At 70.6% G+C, this 15,678-nt stretch carries 13 protein-coding genes; 3 read left to right on the top strand and 10 right to left on the bottom strand.

Going from position 1 to position 15,678, the window contains the following annotated elements:
• Positions 1–66: 66 nt before the first annotated feature.
• The 9 genes from GNT64_RS15145 to GNT64_RS15180 form a co-directional block, all read right to left on the bottom strand.
• On the bottom strand, positions 67–963 hold the full coding sequence (locus GNT64_RS15145; protein ID WP_156680286.1) for an enoyl-CoA hydratase: 897 nt from the start codon (positions 961–963) through the stop codon (positions 67–69).
• Positions 964–979: 16 nt separating this feature from the next.
• Complete coding sequence (locus GNT64_RS15150) at positions 980–1,723, bottom strand: SDR family NAD(P)-dependent oxidoreductase (protein ID WP_197277011.1); 744 nt, start codon at positions 1,721–1,723, stop codon at positions 980–982.
• Between the two features lie 207 nt (positions 1,724–1,930).
• Positions 1,931–3,010: a branched-chain amino acid aminotransferase gene (locus tag GNT64_RS15155; protein ID WP_156680288.1), complete on the bottom strand. Its 1,080-nt coding sequence runs from the start codon at positions 3,008–3,010 to the stop codon at positions 1,931–1,933.
• 93 nt (positions 3,011–3,103) lie between these two features.
• Positions 3,104–4,756 carry a bifunctional lysylphosphatidylglycerol flippase/synthetase MprF gene (mprF, locus tag GNT64_RS21990; protein ID WP_231639560.1) on the bottom strand — a complete coding sequence of 551 codons (1,653 nt, stop codon included), beginning with the start codon at positions 4,754–4,756 and terminating at the stop codon, positions 3,104–3,106.
• Positions 4,729–5,748: a putative bifunctional lysylphosphatidylglycerol flippase/synthetase gene (locus GNT64_RS21995; protein WP_231639033.1), complete on the bottom strand. Its 1,020-nt coding sequence runs from the start codon at positions 5,746–5,748 to the stop codon at positions 4,729–4,731. Before GNT64_RS21995 ends, mprF begins: the two co-directional genes overlap by 28 nt.
• A 1-nt stretch (position 5,749) precedes the next feature.
• Entirely contained in the window at positions 5,750–6,409 is a 660-nt protein-coding gene (locus GNT64_RS15165; RefSeq protein ID WP_197277012.1) for an AcvB/VirJ family lysyl-phosphatidylglycerol hydrolase, read from the bottom strand.
• Positions 6,410–6,889: 480 nt separating this feature from the next.
• Complete coding sequence (locus GNT64_RS15170) at positions 6,890–7,171, bottom strand: hypothetical protein (RefSeq protein WP_156680290.1); 282 nt, start codon at positions 7,169–7,171, stop codon at positions 6,890–6,892.
• 2 nt (positions 7,172–7,173) lie between these two features.
• The gene (locus tag GNT64_RS15175) at positions 7,174–7,338 is read right to left on the bottom strand and encodes a hypothetical protein (RefSeq protein ID WP_156680291.1); all 165 of its coding nucleotides are present in this window, start codon (positions 7,336–7,338) and stop codon (positions 7,174–7,176) included.
• Between the two features lie 54 nt (positions 7,339–7,392).
• The gene (locus GNT64_RS15180) at positions 7,393–8,175 is read right to left on the bottom strand and encodes a metallophosphoesterase family protein (RefSeq protein ID WP_231639034.1); all 783 of its coding nucleotides are present in this window, start codon (positions 8,173–8,175) and stop codon (positions 7,393–7,395) included.
• Between the two features lie 133 nt (positions 8,176–8,308).
• Between GNT64_RS15180 and GNT64_RS15185 the strand changes: the two genes are divergently transcribed.
• The 3 genes from GNT64_RS15185 to GNT64_RS15195 all read left to right on the top strand — a co-directional run bounded on the left by GNT64_RS15185 (position 8,309) and on the right by GNT64_RS15195 (position 13,678).
• Positions 8,309–10,453, top strand: a complete 2,145-nt coding sequence (locus GNT64_RS15185) for a putative bifunctional diguanylate cyclase/phosphodiesterase (protein WP_156680292.1) — start codon at positions 8,309–8,311, stop codon at positions 10,451–10,453.
• A 79-nt stretch (positions 10,454–10,532) separates the two neighbouring features.
• The gene (gene acnA / locus GNT64_RS15190; protein ID WP_156680293.1) at positions 10,533–13,217 is read left to right on the top strand and encodes an aconitate hydratase AcnA; all 2,685 of its coding nucleotides are present in this window, start codon (positions 10,533–10,535) and stop codon (positions 13,215–13,217) included.
• 14 nt (positions 13,218–13,231) lie between these two features.
• Complete coding sequence (locus GNT64_RS15195) at positions 13,232–13,678, top strand: cupin domain-containing protein (protein WP_156680294.1); 447 nt, start codon at positions 13,232–13,234, stop codon at positions 13,676–13,678.
• A gap of 15 nt (positions 13,679–13,693) precedes the next feature.
• Here the strand turns inward: GNT64_RS15195 and GNT64_RS15200 are convergent, their stop codons facing one another.
• Complete coding sequence (locus tag GNT64_RS15200; RefSeq protein WP_156681672.1) at positions 13,694–15,517, bottom strand: DUF885 domain-containing protein; 1,824 nt, start codon at positions 15,515–15,517, stop codon at positions 13,694–13,696.
• Between the last annotated feature and the right edge of the window lie 161 nt (positions 15,518–15,678).

Genomic DNA, 15,678 nt, shown 5'->3' on the forward strand with positions numbered 1-15,678 from the left:
GAGTGCGGCGTAGCACGCGCGCCCCCACCCCAAACCGCCGCGCGGCGCCGTCCGCGCCGGCGAGGATTACTCCCCCGTCCAGTCCTTCGTGCCCGCCACCAGCGTGCTGAGGCCGCCCGCCTTCAGCACCGTCTGCGGCAGGCCGCGCGGATCGAGCACGCCGCCGAACTCCACCCGGTTGTGTGCGTGGCACAGCTGGTGGAACAGGAAGGCCTTGTCGATCGCATCCGTCTGCCCCTGCGAATCGATCGAGGCGTTGACCGATTCCTTCGCCATCTTCAGCGCGAAGCCCGGCTTCAGGGCGATCCGCTTGGCCAGATCCAGCGTGAAGCCTTCCAGCGCCTCCAGCGTCACGACATGGTTCACCATGCCCCATTCGTGCGCCTGCGCGGCCGTCCAGCTGTCGGCGGTGAACAGATGCTCCTTGGCCTTGCGTGCGCCCATCTCATAGGCGTGGGCGAAGAACTCCACGCCGTTGGCGCCGATGTTGATGACGGGGTCGGCGAACACCGCGTCGTCCGCCGCGATGATGATGTCGCTGATCCAGGCCAGCATCAGCCCGCCGCCCATGCAGGCGCCGCGCACCTCGGCGATCACCGGCTTGGGGATCGCCCGCCAGCGCCGGCAGCTGTCGAGATACACCTCGCGCTCCCACGCATAATAGCCGGCGACCGTGGCGGTATCGATGTCGCCATACACGCTGATGCGCGGATGCGCCCGCACCTCGCTGTCATGGCCATGATCCTTCAGGTCGTGCCCTACCGAGAAGTGCCGCCCCGCGCCGCCCAGGATGATCACCCTGATCGCATCGTCCAGCGCCGCGCGCATCAGCGCGTCGTTCAGCTCGTAGGTCATCCGCGTGTCCTGCGCGTTGCCCTGTTTCGGCCGATCGAGCACGATGCGGGCGATGCCCTCGGCCGGCTCGGTGTAGAGCACGCTGCCCGCCGCCGCTGCTTCGCTCATCGCCTTCATCCTCCCGTCAGAGTCCGCTGCACAGATGGCCGCCGTCCACCGCCAGCACCGATCCGGTCATGTAGGCCGAGGCGTCGGAAGCGAGCAGCAGCAGCGGCCCGTCCAGATCGTGCAGGCGGCCCAGCCGCCGCTGCGGGATGCGCTTCACCAGCGCCTCGCCCGCCGGCGTGGCGAAGAAATCGGCGTTGAGGTCCGTCGCGACATAGCCCGGCGCGATCGCGTTGACGCGGATGTCGAAGCGCGCCAGCTCCAGCGCCAGCTGCTTGGTCAGCTGGATCACGCCGGCCTTGGAGACGGCATAGGGCGTCACCGCGCCGCCCTGCCGCAGCCCCAGGATCGAGGCGATGTTGACGATCGATCCGCCCTTGCCCGCCGCCCGCAGCGCCCGCGCCGCCTCCGTCGCGACGAGGAAGGCGCCCTTCAGGTTGGTGTCGACCACATGGTCCCACTCGCTCTCGCCCTGCTCCAGCACGGGCATGGAGACGGTGACGCCGGAATTGTTGACCACCACGTCGGGCGCGCCCGCCGCTTCGAACGCGGCGCGCACCGATCCGGCGTCGCTCACGTCCAGCTGCACGGTCCGCGCCTGCCCGCCGGCGGCGACGATCTCGCCGGCCGCCTGCTCCAGCGCGTCCATGCGGCGGGCGGCCAGCACCACCGTGGCGCCCGCCGCCGCCAGCACGCCGGCGAAGTGACGGCCGAGACCGCCGGACGCGCCGGTCACGAATATCGTCTTGTCGGCCAGCACCATGCGCATCCCCTCCGCGCGGGTTTTCGTGACTGCTAAGTCACGCTTAGGGTCGTCGGCACGACCGCGTCAATCGTGGGCGAGGCGGCGCTGGGCCGGCTGACCCGCCCGCCCGCCGTTCGCCTTGCCCCGCAGGCATCGCGCGTGCGATCGGCCGCCATCCCGGCAGGATAGCGCGACTGCCCCACCTGACCGAACCGGGCCGCCCGCTCAGTCCAGCCGGCGCACCCAGCCGTGGGGATCGGGCGCGGTGCCGCGCTGGATCGCCGTCAGCGCCTCGCGCAGCCGCATCGTCTCCAGGCCCGGCCCGCCATTGCCGATCGTGAAATCATGCGCGACGCCCTTCACCTCGACGATCGGGGTGATCACGGCGGCGGTGCCGCAGGCGAAGGCCTCGCGCAGGCGGCCGCTGCGCGCGTCATCGCGCCACTGGTCCATCGCATAGGGCTCCTCGCGCACCGTCAGCCCCTCGTCGCGCGCCAGCCGGATCAGCGAATCGCGCGTGATGCCGGGCAGGATGGTGCCACCGATCGGCGGCGTCACCAGCGATCCGTCGTCCATCACGAAGAAGGTGTTCATGCCGCCGAGCTCCTCCACCCAGCGCCGCTCCGCCGCGTCGAGGAACACCACCTGGTCGCAGCCGTGGCCGATCGCCTCCTTCTGCGCGATCAGGCTGGCCGCATAATTGCCGCCGCACTTGGCCGCGCCCGTGCCGCCGGGCGCCGCCCGCGTGTAATTCTCCGAAACCCACACGGTGATGCCGGGCTTGCCCCCCTTGAAATAGGCGCCGACCGACGAAGCGATGACGATGAACAGATATTCGGCCGATGGCTTCACGCCGAGGAAATTCTCGCTGCCGAACATGAAGGGGCGCAGATAGAGGCTGCCGTCGCCCTCCGGTATCCAGTCCCGGTCGATGCGGATAAGCTCCTCCAGCGCGCGCAGGAAGGTGGCCTCGGGCAGCGCCGGCATCGCCATGCGCGCCGCGGAGTCGTTGAAGCGGCGGGCGTTGGCGTCCGGCCGGAACATCACGATGCCGCCGTCGGCCGCGCGGTACGCCTTCAGCCCCTCGAAGATCTCCTGCGCATAATGCAGCACCGAGCAGGCCGGATCGATCGAGAGCGGCGCCCGCGCTTCCACCCGCGCCTCGTGCCAGCCGCGATCCTCGGTCCACTTTACCACCACCATGTGATCGGTGAACACGCGGCCGAACCCCGGATCCTTCAGCATCGTGCCGCGCAGATCGGCGGCAACGGGCGCGGCGTTCGGGCGGATCGCAAAGTCGGGCATGTCTCGTCTCTCTAAGGGTCGATCGAATTGTCTCCGGTTGCCCGCCTTGAACATTCGGCGGCGGCGATGCCAGCGAAAAAGGGCGCGGCCGGCTCAGGCGACCGGCGGTGGCGCGGTCAGCGCGCTGATCCCTTCCGGCAGCGGATCGCAGCGGTCGGGCGCGCGCGCGGCGCTGCCCCGGCCGCCGGAAATCAGCCGGTTCAGGTCGAACAGTCCGCGCGCCAGGGCGATGTCGCCGCTGGCGGCGATGTAGCGCGGCGTCCAGTCCGGCTGGAACTTCTGCTTGTAGAAGCGCAGGCCCTCGAACCCGTACAGCCCCGCGCCGCGACGGTAGACGAGGTTGCCCGCCTGCGCCCACAGCGGCGCCAGCCGCCGCGCGTCCAGGCCGGAGAGCGGCGCCAGCCCCAGCGAGAAGCGCGCATAGCCGGCCGCCTTGCCCCACGCCATCAGCCGGGCGAACAGCAGGTCCATCGCCGAATAGCCGAGATCGTCGACATGGCGCATCAGGTCCACCGACAGCTCGGCCCGGTTCGGCATCGCCCAGATGTTGGCGAAGGCGGTGATCCGCTCGCCCTCCCGCACCACCGCGCAGTCGAACCGGGCGAGATAGTCGGGATCGAACCGGCCCAGGCTGAACGCCTTCTCCGCCCGCCCCTTCGCCGCCAGCCAGGCGTCGGATACGGCGCGCAGCTGCGGCAGCAGCGCCGGCACCCGCGCCGCCGGCACGATCTCGAACCGGGCGCCAGCCTTGTCCGCCCGCCGCTCGGCGTGGCGCAGCGCCTTGGCGGCAGGGCCCTCCATGGAGAAGCGATCGAGCGCCACGCGCGCCTCCTCGCCATATTTCACCAGCACCAGCCCCATGTCGATCGCCACGGGCAGCGCCTCCGCGCCGATCTGGTAGAAGATCAGCCGCCCCTGCGCCGCATCGGCCATCGCCCGCAGGCGCCACATCAGGTCGCCCCAGGCCGCGCGCGGGCCGATGGGATCGCCCATCGCGATCCAGCTGTGCCCCTGCACCTGATAGCAGAGGAAGGCGTCGCCCGCCTCCGCCACCAGGAAGCGCTTGTCGCCGGTGAAGGCCAGCATCGCGTCGCTGTGCCCGGCCGCCGCCAGCGCGGCGCCGGCCGTCGCCACCGTCAGCGTCGCCGACGGGCGCGACGCGGCCGGCGCCCCCAGCCGGCGCAGCAGCACCACCACGGCCGCCACCGCCGCCGCCAGGCTGGCGCGCAGGAAGCGGGAGGCGTCGCCCGACCACGCGAACTCCCACCACAGGCTGCTGCGATACTCGACATGCTTGAAGGCGAAGAAGCCGATCCACGTCGCGATCAGGATGGCGGTGCCCGATGCCGCGATCCAGCCGGGCGAGAGCAGATCGGCGGTGAAGGCGGTGCGGCGGTAGAAGGCCGGCCGCGCCCATTGCAGCAGCGCCAGCAGGCCCAGCAGGATCGCCGCCTCCTCATAGTCGATGCCCTTCACCAGCGAGAATATCGCCCCGGCCGCCAGCAGCGCGCGCGTGGCGATGAACGCCCCGTCCAGCCGCCGGTAGAGGCCGGGCGCCAGGAACAGCAGCAGCGTGCCGACCAGGCTGGCGGCGATGTGCGACGCCTCGATGAACGGCAGCGGCACCACCGTGGCGAGATCGCGCAGCCGCCCGGGGATCGCCGGCAGCGCGCCGGACACGAGCAGCATCGCCCCGCCGGTGAACACCAGCGCGCCGATCAGCGGCGGCGCCACCGCCTGCCCCACCGCCCGCGCGTCGGCGGCGAGGCGGTCGATCGGCGCGCGCAGCCGCCGCCCTCCCGCCAGGCCATGATCGTCGCCGCCAGCAGCAGCGGCAGCAGATAGTAGCACAGGCGGTAAAGCAGCAGCGCCGCCGCCAGCGCCGCCCGGTCAACCTGCGGCAGGGCGAGCAGGATCACCGCCTCGAACACGCCGATGCCGCCCGGCGCGTGGCTCAGCGCGGCGATCACGATCGCCAGGGCATAGCCGGTGAAGAAGGCGGGAAAGCCGCTCCACTCCAGCCCCGGCACCAGCACGAACAGGGCCGCGCTCGCCAGCCCGACGTCGCACATGGAGACCAGGATCATCGCCAGCGCCGTGCGCCGCCCCGGCAGCGGCAGCGTCCAGCCGAGCAGCGACAGGCGCCGCCACCGCCCCGCCGCCAGCACCACGCCGGCGATGGCCAGCAGCAGCGCGACGCCCAGCGCGCGCTGCGGCCCCGCGCCGATCGTCAGCCAGCCCAGCGTCAGCGGCATCGGCATCGCGACCATGCCGATGCCGGCCAGGGTCGCGATGCCGAACCAGAAGGTCAGCGTGGCATTGGCGATGATCCGCCCGACGTCGCCGCCGCTCAGGCCCGCCGCGGTGTAGACGCGATAGCGCGCCGATCCCCCGGTCAGCAGCGACAGCCCCAGATTGTGGCTGAGCGTGTAGCTGGTGAACGAGGCGAGCGCCGCCACCCGGTAGGGCAGCCGCCGGCCGATCACGCGCAGCGCCAGCACGTCGTAGCAGGTCAAAGCGGCGTAGCTGCCGGCGGTCAGCATCAGCGCGCCCGCGATCCGGCCGCGCGGAAAGCCGGCGAGCGCCACGCGGACATGGTGGAGCCCCACCTCCGCCAGCAGCCGGTGCACCGCCTCCAGCGCCAGCGCCGTCACGATCAGCAACGCCGCCGCCGTCAGCACCGCGCGGTGGCGGGCGGCGAAGCGGGTCAGCCGCTGGATCGGGGTCGGCGCCTCCATGTCAGCGGCGATGATGCCGGATCGCGTCGTAGGAAGCGGCGAACAGCGCGGCGCCGTCCCGGTTCAGCGTGTGGCCGCCGGGCAGCACCACCTGCCGCACGTTCGGGTTGCGCAGCAGCGGGCAGAGGCTCGTTCGCTCCGCCGCGCCGCGGATGCACGTCACCGGCACCCAGTCCAGCCGGCTGGCGGACGCGAGCGCGACCACGTCCGGCGGGCCGAGCTCGAAATATTCGCGGAAGCCGGCCGTCAGATACACCTTGTCGGTCGGCACCTCCAGGATCACCGCCGCCACCCGCGCGCGATCGGCCGGCGCCAGGCCGACCAGGCCGACATGCAGCAGGTCCGCGCCGAACGAGTGGCCGATCAGCACCACGCGGCGCACGCCGGGTGTGGCCAGCAGGCGGTGGATCGTCGTCGACAGCAGTGCACTTATCTCGTCCGGCGACCGCCCGTCGGCGGCGAACACCAGCGCGTTGATGGCGGCCACCGGATAGCCGGCCGCCACCAGCCGCTGCTTCATCTGGCCCGACAGCCCAGCGGTGAAGCCCATGTCGCCGGACAGCAGCACGACGCCCAGCCCGTCGCGCGGCGGCGTCTGCGGCCGCAGCAGCGTCATCACCGGCCCGCCGAAGAAGACGAAGCGATCGAGATGGTCGAACATCGCCGCCGCGACCGCCAACAGACCCAGCAGCGCGAATGCGATCGCCGGCAGTCGCGATCGCCGGGATGGTCGGGGGGCGGAAGACATGGCTGCGTGGCTCGATCCGCTGGCACGCCGCGCGTCACAGGCGGAGCGCCTCGCACGGGGCGCTCCGCTTAGACGCGGGGCAGACGGCGTGACAGTTAAACAGCGTCCATCTTGCTGTCATCCGCCAACGGCACGCAGACCTGCCGATCCGGGCGTTGTAGGCGGGATCGACATTCAGCGGATCAAGCCAGTTTGACTTGCATCGATTCAAACCGCGCATCCTGAGGAGCCATCGAGCCTGTCGAACTGGCGTCTCGAAGGATCCTTCGAGACGGGCCTTTGCCTCCGCTCAGCCCCTCCTCAGGATGAGCGGACATGCAAAAAGCCGAATGTCGATCCGGCCTAGACGCCGGCCGACGAAGCTCCGGGCGGAGCGGCTGCGCCGCTCACACCTTAACGGCTGCCGTGGCTCGATGCGTCTGCGCCGGTGTCGGGCTTGGCGGGATCGGCCGAGAAGCTCGGCATGTCGCCGCTGCCGCTCTGCGGATCGTCGTCCGGTTCCGCCGGCGCGTCGGCCGGGGCGATGCCGGCGAGCGCCGCGTCGGCCGGGCTGTTCGGGCGGATCGGCTCGGGCGCGGGGTCCGGCGTCCAGATCTTGGCCGGGTCGGCGGTGGCGACCCCGGCGCTGGTCGGCGCCTCGCCATATTCGCCGCGCTTCGGCTCATGCTCGGCCATCGTCATTCTCCATTGGTGGCGAAGCCCGGATCGGGCGCACCGTCCTTCGGCCGCGCACCGGCTTCGGCGTCGTCCGGCTTGCGGTCCCGGTCAAGCGTGTCGCCCGGTCGCTTGGCGTCGCCGGGCGGCTGGTGCTCGGTGGACAGATTGTAGTCGGGTGCGCCCATGCCGCATCTCCTTCAGGCTGGCCGGGAGAACGGACGAGCGGGCGGGCGGTTGCGTCACGCGGCGGGCGGCGGCGATCCCGTCGCGATCGTCCAGCGCGCGTCCGCCTCCAGCCCCAGGGCGGTCAGCACGCCGGTGCGATAGGCGCCGGTATCGATGCCGATGCGGTTGGCGCGGAACTGCGGGGCCTCGCTGATCGTGTGGCCGTGGACGACTGTGAAGCCGTGCGACCGCCGGTGATCGAGGAAGTCGTCGCGGATCCAGCGCATGTCGCGCGGCGACTGCGCCGCCAGCGGCACGCCGGGGCGGATGCCGGCATGGACGAACACATAGTCGCCGATCGCCACATGATCCTCGAACCCGCGCAGGAACTGCAGGTGGGCGCGGGGCACATAATGGTGCAGCGCCGCCACCAGCGCCGGGCCGGGCAGCGCGAGCAGCCGCTCCGGCATGCCGTAGCTGAGCAGGGTCTCCGTACCGCCGAAGCCCAGCCAGCCGGTCAGGTGCGGATCGCCGCCGTCATCGTCGAGCGAGGCGAGCATCGCCTCCTCGTGATTGCCCATGACGAAGCGGAAGCGGGCGAAGGCGGGGCGGAAGGCGCGCAGATATTCGACGAGCCCGGCCGATTGCGCGCCGCGATCGACGATGTCGCCCAGCAGCACCACCTGGGTGTCGGCGGCGGTGCGGCGGGCATCGTCCGCCTCGATCCGGCCGAGCAGGTCGCAGAGCAGGTCCAGCCGGCCGTGCACGTCGCCGATCGCGTAGGCGCGCACGCCCTCCGGCAGCCGCGCCGGCGGCTCCGCCTCCCTGCCCGTCAGGCGCTGCAGCATGCGGATCATCGCCCGGTAATCCCGCCTCTTTCCCGCCCCTTGGCCACCGCCACGCCGGCCGCTGCGGCCGGCCCGCCAGCCGCGATAAGGCATTTTCTTAAGCTGTGCCGGTTAATTGGCGATGAGCGAGAACGGAGACGGAATGTTCCAGGCACTGGGCGGCGCGCTGCGGCGGCATCTGCCGATGCAGTATGTGCTGCCGATCATCCTCCTGCTGGGCAGCAGCTTCGGGTGTCTGCTGGCGCTGCTGATCCACACCACGATCGTGCAGGACCGCATGGAGCGGGTGCGCGAGCTGGATCTCGTGCGCAACGCCTTCGCCGGCTCGGCGGAACTGATGATGCACGATCTGCAGGATTACGCCCGCTGGGACGATGCCGTCCGCCACCTCGTCCAGCGGCTGGACGCCGGCTGGGCGGACGACAATATCAGCATCTATCTCGGCACCGTGCAGGGCTATTCGCACGTGCTGGTGCTCGACGAGTCCGGCCGGGTGATCTACGCCTTCGAAGGCAGCAGGCGCGGCCGTCCCGGCTTCGATGCGACGCGCCTGCTGGGCGGCGGCTTCGTCGCGGCGGTGCAGCGGCTGCGCGCGATCGGCCCGTCGCGCGATCCGATCGTCAGCGGCTACACCCGCTCCGGCAGGACCATCTACGCCTTCTCCGCCGCCTCGATCATCCCGCTGACCGACAAGGTGACGCTGCCGGCCGGGCCGACGCGCACGCTGGTGGTCGCCCGCCGGCTCGATCAGGCCATGCTCGACACGCTGGCGCAGGGCGATCATTCGCCGCGGCTCAGCCTGGTGGAGCGGCCGGGCGCGGGCGTTTCCCTGGCCCTCGCCGGCTTCGACGGCAGCCATCTCGGCTGGATCACCTGGCAGGCGGTGGCGCCGGGTACGGAGCTGCGGCACAACGTGCTGCCCGGCTTCGCCGTCGTCGCGCTGATCGCCCTCGCCGCGGCCGCCGTTATCCTGCTGCGTGCGCGTCGCGGGCTGGAGGCGCTGCGCCAGAGCGAGGCGAACGCGCTGCGCGCCGCCATCCACGATCCCCTCACGGCGCTGGGCAACCGCCGCGCGATGGTCGAGCGGCTGGAGGCGATCACCGGCCCGGCGGTGCTGCTCTACATGGATCTGGACGGCTTCAAGGAGACCAACGACGTCTACGGCCACGCCGCCGGCGATGCGCTGCTGGTGGAGGCCGCGCGGCGGATCGCCGCCGCCGCGCCGGAGGCCGATCTGGTCGCCCGATCCGGCGGCGACGAGTTCGCCGTGGTGCTCGCCACGCCGGGGCCTGACGGCCTGACCGACGTCACCGAGGCGATCCGCGCCGCCTTCAGCACGCCGTTCGCCATCGGCGGCTACAGCGTGTCGGCCGGCATCAGCGTCGGCTCGGCCGAGACGGACGGCGGGTGCGCCGCCGCCGAGCTGATCCGCCGCGCCGATGTCGCGATGTACGCGGCCAAGGCCAGCGGCAAGAATTGCTGGTGCGCCTACGATCCGGCGATGGACGAGGAGCATCACGAGCGTCGCCGGCTGGAGAGCGATCTGCGCGTCGCCATCGAGCGCGGCCAGATCGGCGTCGAGTTCCAGCCGATCGTCGACGCGGCGGGCGACGTCGTCTGCGTCGAGGCGCTGGCGCGCTGGTCGCACCCGCGCCACGGCGCGATCTCGCCGGACATCTTCGTGCGCGTGGCGGAGCGGAGCGGCCTGATCAACGGTCTCGGCCGCAGCGTGCTGACCACCGCCTGCCGCGCGGCGCTGCACTGGGGCGTCGATCTGGCGGTCAACCTCTCGCCGGCGCAATTCTGGGATCGCACCCTCGTCGCCCGCATCGCCGCCGTCCTCGCCGAAACCGGCTATCCGGCCGGCCGGCTGGAGCTGGAGATCACCGAGAGCTATCTGCTGCGCCGGCCCGACGCGGCCGAGCTGATCCTGCGCCAGCTGCGCGATCTCGGCATCGGCATCGCGCTCGACGATTTCGGCACCGGCTTCGCCAGCATCGGCTATCTGCGGCGGCTGAGCTTCGATCGGATCAAGATCGACCGCTCCTTCGTCACCCACGTCGCCGAGGATGCGCGATCGGCCGACATGGCCCGCGCGATCGTCGCCCTGGCCGAGGCGCTCGATCTCTCCGTCACGGCCGAGGGCATCGAGACGGAGGCGCAGGCGGCGATCATGCGGGTGATCGGCTGCACCCGCCTGCAGGGCTGGCTGTTCGGCCGGCCGATGCCCGCGCGGACGATGGCCGACTGGCTCGAGGAGGCGCGGCAGGTCGGCATCCGAGGCTGATTTCGCGGCTCCCTTCCCCCGGTCGCGCCCCCTTGCTATGGCCCGGCGGAGTCTCGCATCCATCAAGGGGGAAGCCGCCATGACCGCCGTCGGACAGGACAGCCTTAACGTACGCACCAGCCTGGATGTGGGCGGCAAGACGGTGCATTACTACTCCATCCCCAAGGCGGCGGAAGCGCTCGGCGACGTCTCCCGCCTGCCCTTCTCGATGAAGGTGCTGCTGGAGAATCTGCTCCGCTTCGAGGACGGCTCGACCGTAACGCGGGAGGATATCCAGGCGATCGTCGACTGGCAGGTGGATCGCCGGTCGGAGCGGGAGATACAGTACCGCCCCGCCCGCGTGCTGATGCAGGATTTCACCGGCGTGCCCTGCGTGGTCGATCTGGCGGCGATGCGCGATGCGATCACCAGGCTGGGCGGCGATGCGCAGAAGATCAACCCGCTGGTGCCCTGCCACCTGGTGATCGATCACTCGGTGATGGTCGACGAGTTCGGCAGCCCCAAGGCGTTCCAGGACAATGTCGACCTGGAGTATGAGCGCAACATGGAGCGGTACGAGTTCCTCAAGTGGGGATCGAAGGCGCTCGACAATTTCAAGGTGGTGCCGCCGGGCACCGGCATCTGCCACCAGGTGAACCTGGAGAATATCGCCCAGGCGATCTGGACCTCGACCGACACGGCCGGCGCGACCGTCGCCTATCCCGATACGCTGGTCGGCACGGACAGCCACACCACGATGGTGAACGGCCTCGGCGTGCTCGGCTGGGGCGTGGGCGGCATCGAGGCGGAGGCGGCGATGCTCGGCCAGCCGGTGTCGATGCTGATCCCGGAGGTCGTCGGCTTCAAGCTCACCGGCACCCTGCCGGAAGGCATCACCGCCACCGATCTCGTCCTCACCGTCACCCAGATGCTGCGCGCCAAGGGCGTGGTCGGCCGCTTCGTCGAGTTCTACGGCCCGGGCCTCGACGCGCTCTCGCTGGCCGATCGCGCGACGATCGCCAACATGGCGCCCGAATATGGCGCTACCTGCGGCTTCTTCCCGGTGGACAACGCCACGCTCAACTATCTGCGCCTCACCGGCCGCGACGAGTGGGCGATCGACCTGGTCGAGGCCTATGCCAAGGCGCAGGGCTTCTGGCGCGACGTCACGCTGCCCGATCCGGTGTTCACCGATACGCTGGCGCTCGACATGGGCACGGTGCAGCCCTCGCTCGCCGGCCCCAAGCGCCCGCAGGATCGGGTGCTGCTGAGCAACGTGGACGACAATTTCAACAACGAGCTGGCTACCGGCTACAAGAAGTCCGGCGCCAGCGACAGCCGCGTGGCCGTCGACGGGCGGGATCATGATATCGGCCATGGCGACGTGGTGATCGCGGCGATCACCAGCTGCACCAACACCTCCAACCCCTCGGTGCTGATCGCCGCCGGCCTCGTCGCGCGCAAGGCGCACGCGCTCGGCCTCACCTCCAAGCCGTGGGTCAAGACGTCGCTCGCCCCCGGATCGCAGGTGGTGACGGACTATCTGAACAAGTCCAAGCTGACCGACGATCTCGACGCGCTCGGCTTCAACCTCGTCGGCTACGGCTGCACCACCTGCATCGGCAATTCCGGCCCGCTCGCCGCGCCGATCAGCAAGGCGATCAACGAGAATGATCTCGTCGCCGCCTCCGTCCTCTCCGGCAACCGCAATTTCGAGGGCCGCGTCTCGCCCGACGTACGGGCGAACTTCCTCGCCTCGCCGCCGCTCGTCGTCGCCTATGCGATCAAGGGCACCGTGCGGGAGGACATCACCAAGGAGCCGATCGGCGTCTCCACCGACGGCAAGAACGTCTACCTCAAGGATATCTGGCCGACCAACATCGAGGTGCAGGACGTGATGACGTCCTTCATCGATCGCGAGATGTTCGCCACCCGCTACGCCAACGTGTTCGAGGGCGATCGCAAGTGGCGCGGCATCGCGATCGAGGGCGGCGACACCTATACCTGGAACCCGAGCAGCACCTACGTCGCCAACCCGCCCTATTTCGAGGGCATGACGATGACGCCCGAGCCGGTGGGCGACATCCGCGACGCGCGCCCGCTCGCCATCTTCGCCGATTCGATCACCACCGATCACATCAGCCCGGCCGGATCGATCAAGGCGGACAGCCCCGCCGGCATCTACCTGCAGGAACGGCAGGTCTCGAAGGCGGACTTCAACAGCTACGGCGCGCGCCGCGGCAACCATGAAGTGATGATGCGCGGCACCTTCGCCAACATCCGCATCAAGAACGAGATGATCCCCGGCATCGAAGGCGGCATGACGAAGTACATCCCCACCGGCGAGGTGATGGCGATCTACGATGCGGCCATGCGCTACAAGGCGGACGGCGTGCCGCTGGTGGTGATCGCGGGCAAGGAATATGGCACCGGCTCCTCGCGCGACTGGGCGGCAAAGGGCACCAACCTGCTCGGCGTGCGCGCCGTGATCGCCGAGAGCTTCGAGCGGATCCACCGCTCCAACCTCGTCGGCATGGGCATCGTGCCGCTGCAGTTCGCCGAGGGCGTCGATCGCAAGACGCTGAAGCTGGACGGCACCGAGACGTTCACGATCGAGAATGTCGCGGGCCTGCGGCCGCGCCAGGAAGTGACCGTCCACCTGCGCCGCGCCGACGGCACGACCGAGACGTTCGCGACGCGCTGCCGCATCGATACCGTCAACGAGCTGGAATATTTCCTCAACGGCGGCATCCTGCACTACGTGCTGCGCAAGCTGGCGGCCTGATCCCGGCGCGGCGCGTGGCGGGCTCGGCCGAGGCGATCATCGCCAGGCTGGGTCTGGCGCCGCACCCGGAAGGCGGCTGGTATCGCGAGACATGGCGGGCGCCGCCGCGCGCCGGATCGGATGCCGCACCGGGCGGCCGATCCGCCGGCACCGCCATCCTGTTCCTGCTGGAGGCGGGTGGCCGATCGCACTGGCACCGGGTGGATGCGGACGAGCATTGGCTGTGGCACGCCGGCGCGCCGCTGGCGGTGCGGATCGCCGCCGCCGACGGCGGTCCGTCGCGAACGGTGCGTCTCGGCGGCGACGTGCTGGCCGGCGAGACGCCGCAGGCGCTGGTGCCGGCGGGCGCCTGGCAGGCGGCCGAGGCGGATGGCGGCTGGGCGCTGGTCAGCTGCGTGGTGGTGCCCGGCTTCGACTTCGCCGGGTTCGAGCTGGCGCCGCCCGGCGCGGATTTCGCCTGACGACCGGGCCGGCGCCTATCCCTTCTGCGCCGCCGTCCGCTCCGCCACCAGCCGCTCCAGCACCGTCAGCGGCATCGCCCCGCTCGCCAGCACCTCGTGGAAACGCTTGATGTCGAACCTTGCGCCCAGCGCCGTCTCCGCGTCCGCCCGTGCCCTGGTCCACGCCATGTGGCCCACCTTGTACGAACAGGCCTGGCCCGGCTGGGTGCAGTATCGCTCCACCTCGCGCTGCGCCCGCGCGCGCGGGAAGCCGGCCGTCTCGACCAGATAGTCGGTCGCCTGCTCGCGCGTCCACCGCTTGGCGTGGATGCCGGTATCCACCACCAGCCGCGCCGCGCGGAACAGGAAGGATTGCAGGTAGCCGGCCCGCTCCAGCGGCGTCGCATAGCCGCGCAGCTCGTCGGCCAGCTGCTCGGCATAGAGCGCCCAGCCTTCCGTATAGGCACCGAAGAAGCCGATCTTGCGCACCAGCGGAATGTCCCTGGATTCCTGCGCCAGGCTGATCTGCAGATGATGCCCCGGCAGCCCTTCGTGGAAGGTGAGCGCCGGCAGGCTGTATTTCGGCCAGTCCGCCACCTCCTTCAGGTTGATGAAGTAGATGGCCGGGCGCGATCCATCCAGCGCGGCCCGCTTATAGTAGCCGTTGGATGCGCCGTCCTGGATCTCGGCCGGCACCGCGCGGATCTCCAGCGGCGCGGTCGGCACGTGGGAGAAGGCGGCCGGCAGCTTCGTCACGATGTCCCGCACGCCGGCGTTCAGCGATGCGATCAGCGCCGCCTTGCCCTCCGCCGTATCGGGGTAGAGCTGCGCCGGATCCTTGTTGAGCGCGCCGAGCCGCTGACCGATCGACCCTTTCGCCATCCCCTCGGCCTTCAGGATGCGATCGAGTTCGGCGGAGATTTCGGCCACCTGCGCCAGCCCCATCCGGTGCACCTCGTCCGGCGTCAGGATGGTCGTGGTCGCCTGGCCGAGTGCCGCCGTGTAGAGCGCCTCGCCCTGCGGCAGCCGCCACACGCCGGCGCCGGCCTTCGTCTGCCCGCGCAACTGCCGCAGCAGGGCGATCTGCCGCTCGATCGCCGGATAGACCCCGGTCTGCACGATGCGCGCGGCGGGCGTGGCATAGTCGCCCGCAATCCCCCGGGCCTGCGCCCGCCTCACCAGCGATTGCACGAGGTTGCTCTGCGCCGCCGGCGTCGCGATCAGCCGCTGCATCTGCGCCAGGGTCAGGTCGATCGCGAAATCGGGCGCGATGATGCCGCGCGTCGCCTGGGCCTGCTGCACCGCCAGATCCTGGTCCAGCACCGTCGCGAACGCCCGCAACCGCGCGAGATAGGCGTCGGCATCCGCCTTGGTGGCGATCACGTGCGTGTCGTTGAGGAAATCCGGCACGCTGAAATAGGCGCCTCCCTGCTGGAAGATGCGATAGGGCCGGATCACCGAGTCGAGCCTGAACGTATCGGGCGGCACGATCTGCTGGTTGAGCGAGTAGAGCACGATCTCCCGGTTCAGCGCCGCCGGGGCGGAGAGCGTGGCCGCCGGCACCCGCTCCAGCTCCGCCAGCCAGCCCTTATTCTGTGCCAGCTCGCGCGCGGTCTGCGCTTCGGACGCGTCGTCCAGCCGACTCTTGACGCCGGCCCGCGCACCCTTGTCGAGGCCGAGCTGGGTGGCCATTTCCGGTGATCGATCGACCATGCCGTTGAAGATGCGGTCGAACAGCGCGTTCAGCGCGGCATCGCCCGATCCGGCGGCGGCCCTTGGCGGCGCGGCGCGCAGCGGCGCGGGCAGGGTGGCGACCGCGGCGGCCGCGCTCGTGGCCGTGATGAAGGCGCGACGATCCATCATTCTTCTCCCTGATCGGATCGCCCGTTTCTGGCGCAGAGCGCCGCGCGATGCCAGCGCCGTTCGTCAGACCCCACCCGCCCTAAGCCGCTGCCCGGCGGGAGCGGTTCGGCGGGTGCGGACCAAACCCAGAGCGTCTCGACATCCAGCTTTTGCATGTC

This window comes from Sphingomonas profundi, assembly GCF_009739515.1.
GTDB classification, from domain to species: Bacteria; Pseudomonadota; Alphaproteobacteria; order Sphingomonadales; family Sphingomonadaceae; genus Alterirhizorhabdus; species Alterirhizorhabdus profundi.

What these genes read in the sequence shown, in the direction of transcription:
- GNT64_RS15155 (WP_156680288.1), bottom strand. Translation starts at nt 3,010, where the DNA reads ATGCCCGACTTTGCGATCCGCCCGAACGCCGCGCCCGTTGCCGCCGAT.
- GNT64_RS15145 (WP_156680286.1), bottom strand. Translation starts at nt 963, where the DNA reads ATGAGCGAAGCAGCGGCGGCGGGCAGCGTGCTCTACACCGAGCCGGCC.
- GNT64_RS15185 (WP_156680292.1), top strand. Translation starts at nt 8,309, where the DNA reads ATGTTCCAGGCACTGGGCGGCGCGCTGCGGCGGCATCTGCCGATGCAG.
- acnA (WP_156680293.1), top strand. Translation starts at nt 10,533, where the DNA reads ATGACCGCCGTCGGACAGGACAGCCTTAACGTACGCACCAGCCTGGAT.
- GNT64_RS15150 (WP_197277011.1), bottom strand. Translation starts at nt 1,723, where the DNA reads ATGGTGCTGGCCGACAAGACGATATTCGTGACCGGCGCGTCCGGCGGT.
- GNT64_RS15175 (WP_156680291.1), bottom strand. Translation starts at nt 7,338, where the DNA reads ATGGGCGCACCCGACTACAATCTGTCCACCGAGCACCAGCCGCCCGGC.
- GNT64_RS15200 (WP_156681672.1), bottom strand. Translation starts at nt 15,517, where the DNA reads ATGGATCGTCGCGCCTTCATCACGGCCACGAGCGCGGCCGCCGCGGTC.
- GNT64_RS15180 (WP_231639034.1), bottom strand. Translation starts at nt 8,175, where the DNA reads ATGATCCGCATGCTGCAGCGCCTGACGGGCAGGGAGGCGGAGCCGCCG.
- GNT64_RS21995 (WP_231639033.1), bottom strand. Translation starts at nt 5,748, where the DNA reads ATGGAGGCGCCGACCCCGATCCAGCGGCTGACCCGCTTCGCCGCCCGC.
- GNT64_RS15165 (WP_197277012.1), bottom strand. Translation starts at nt 6,409, where the DNA reads ATGTTCGACCATCTCGATCGCTTCGTCTTCTTCGGCGGGCCGGTGATG.
- GNT64_RS15170 (WP_156680290.1), bottom strand. Translation starts at nt 7,171, where the DNA reads ATGGCCGAGCATGAGCCGAAGCGCGGCGAATATGGCGAGGCGCCGACC.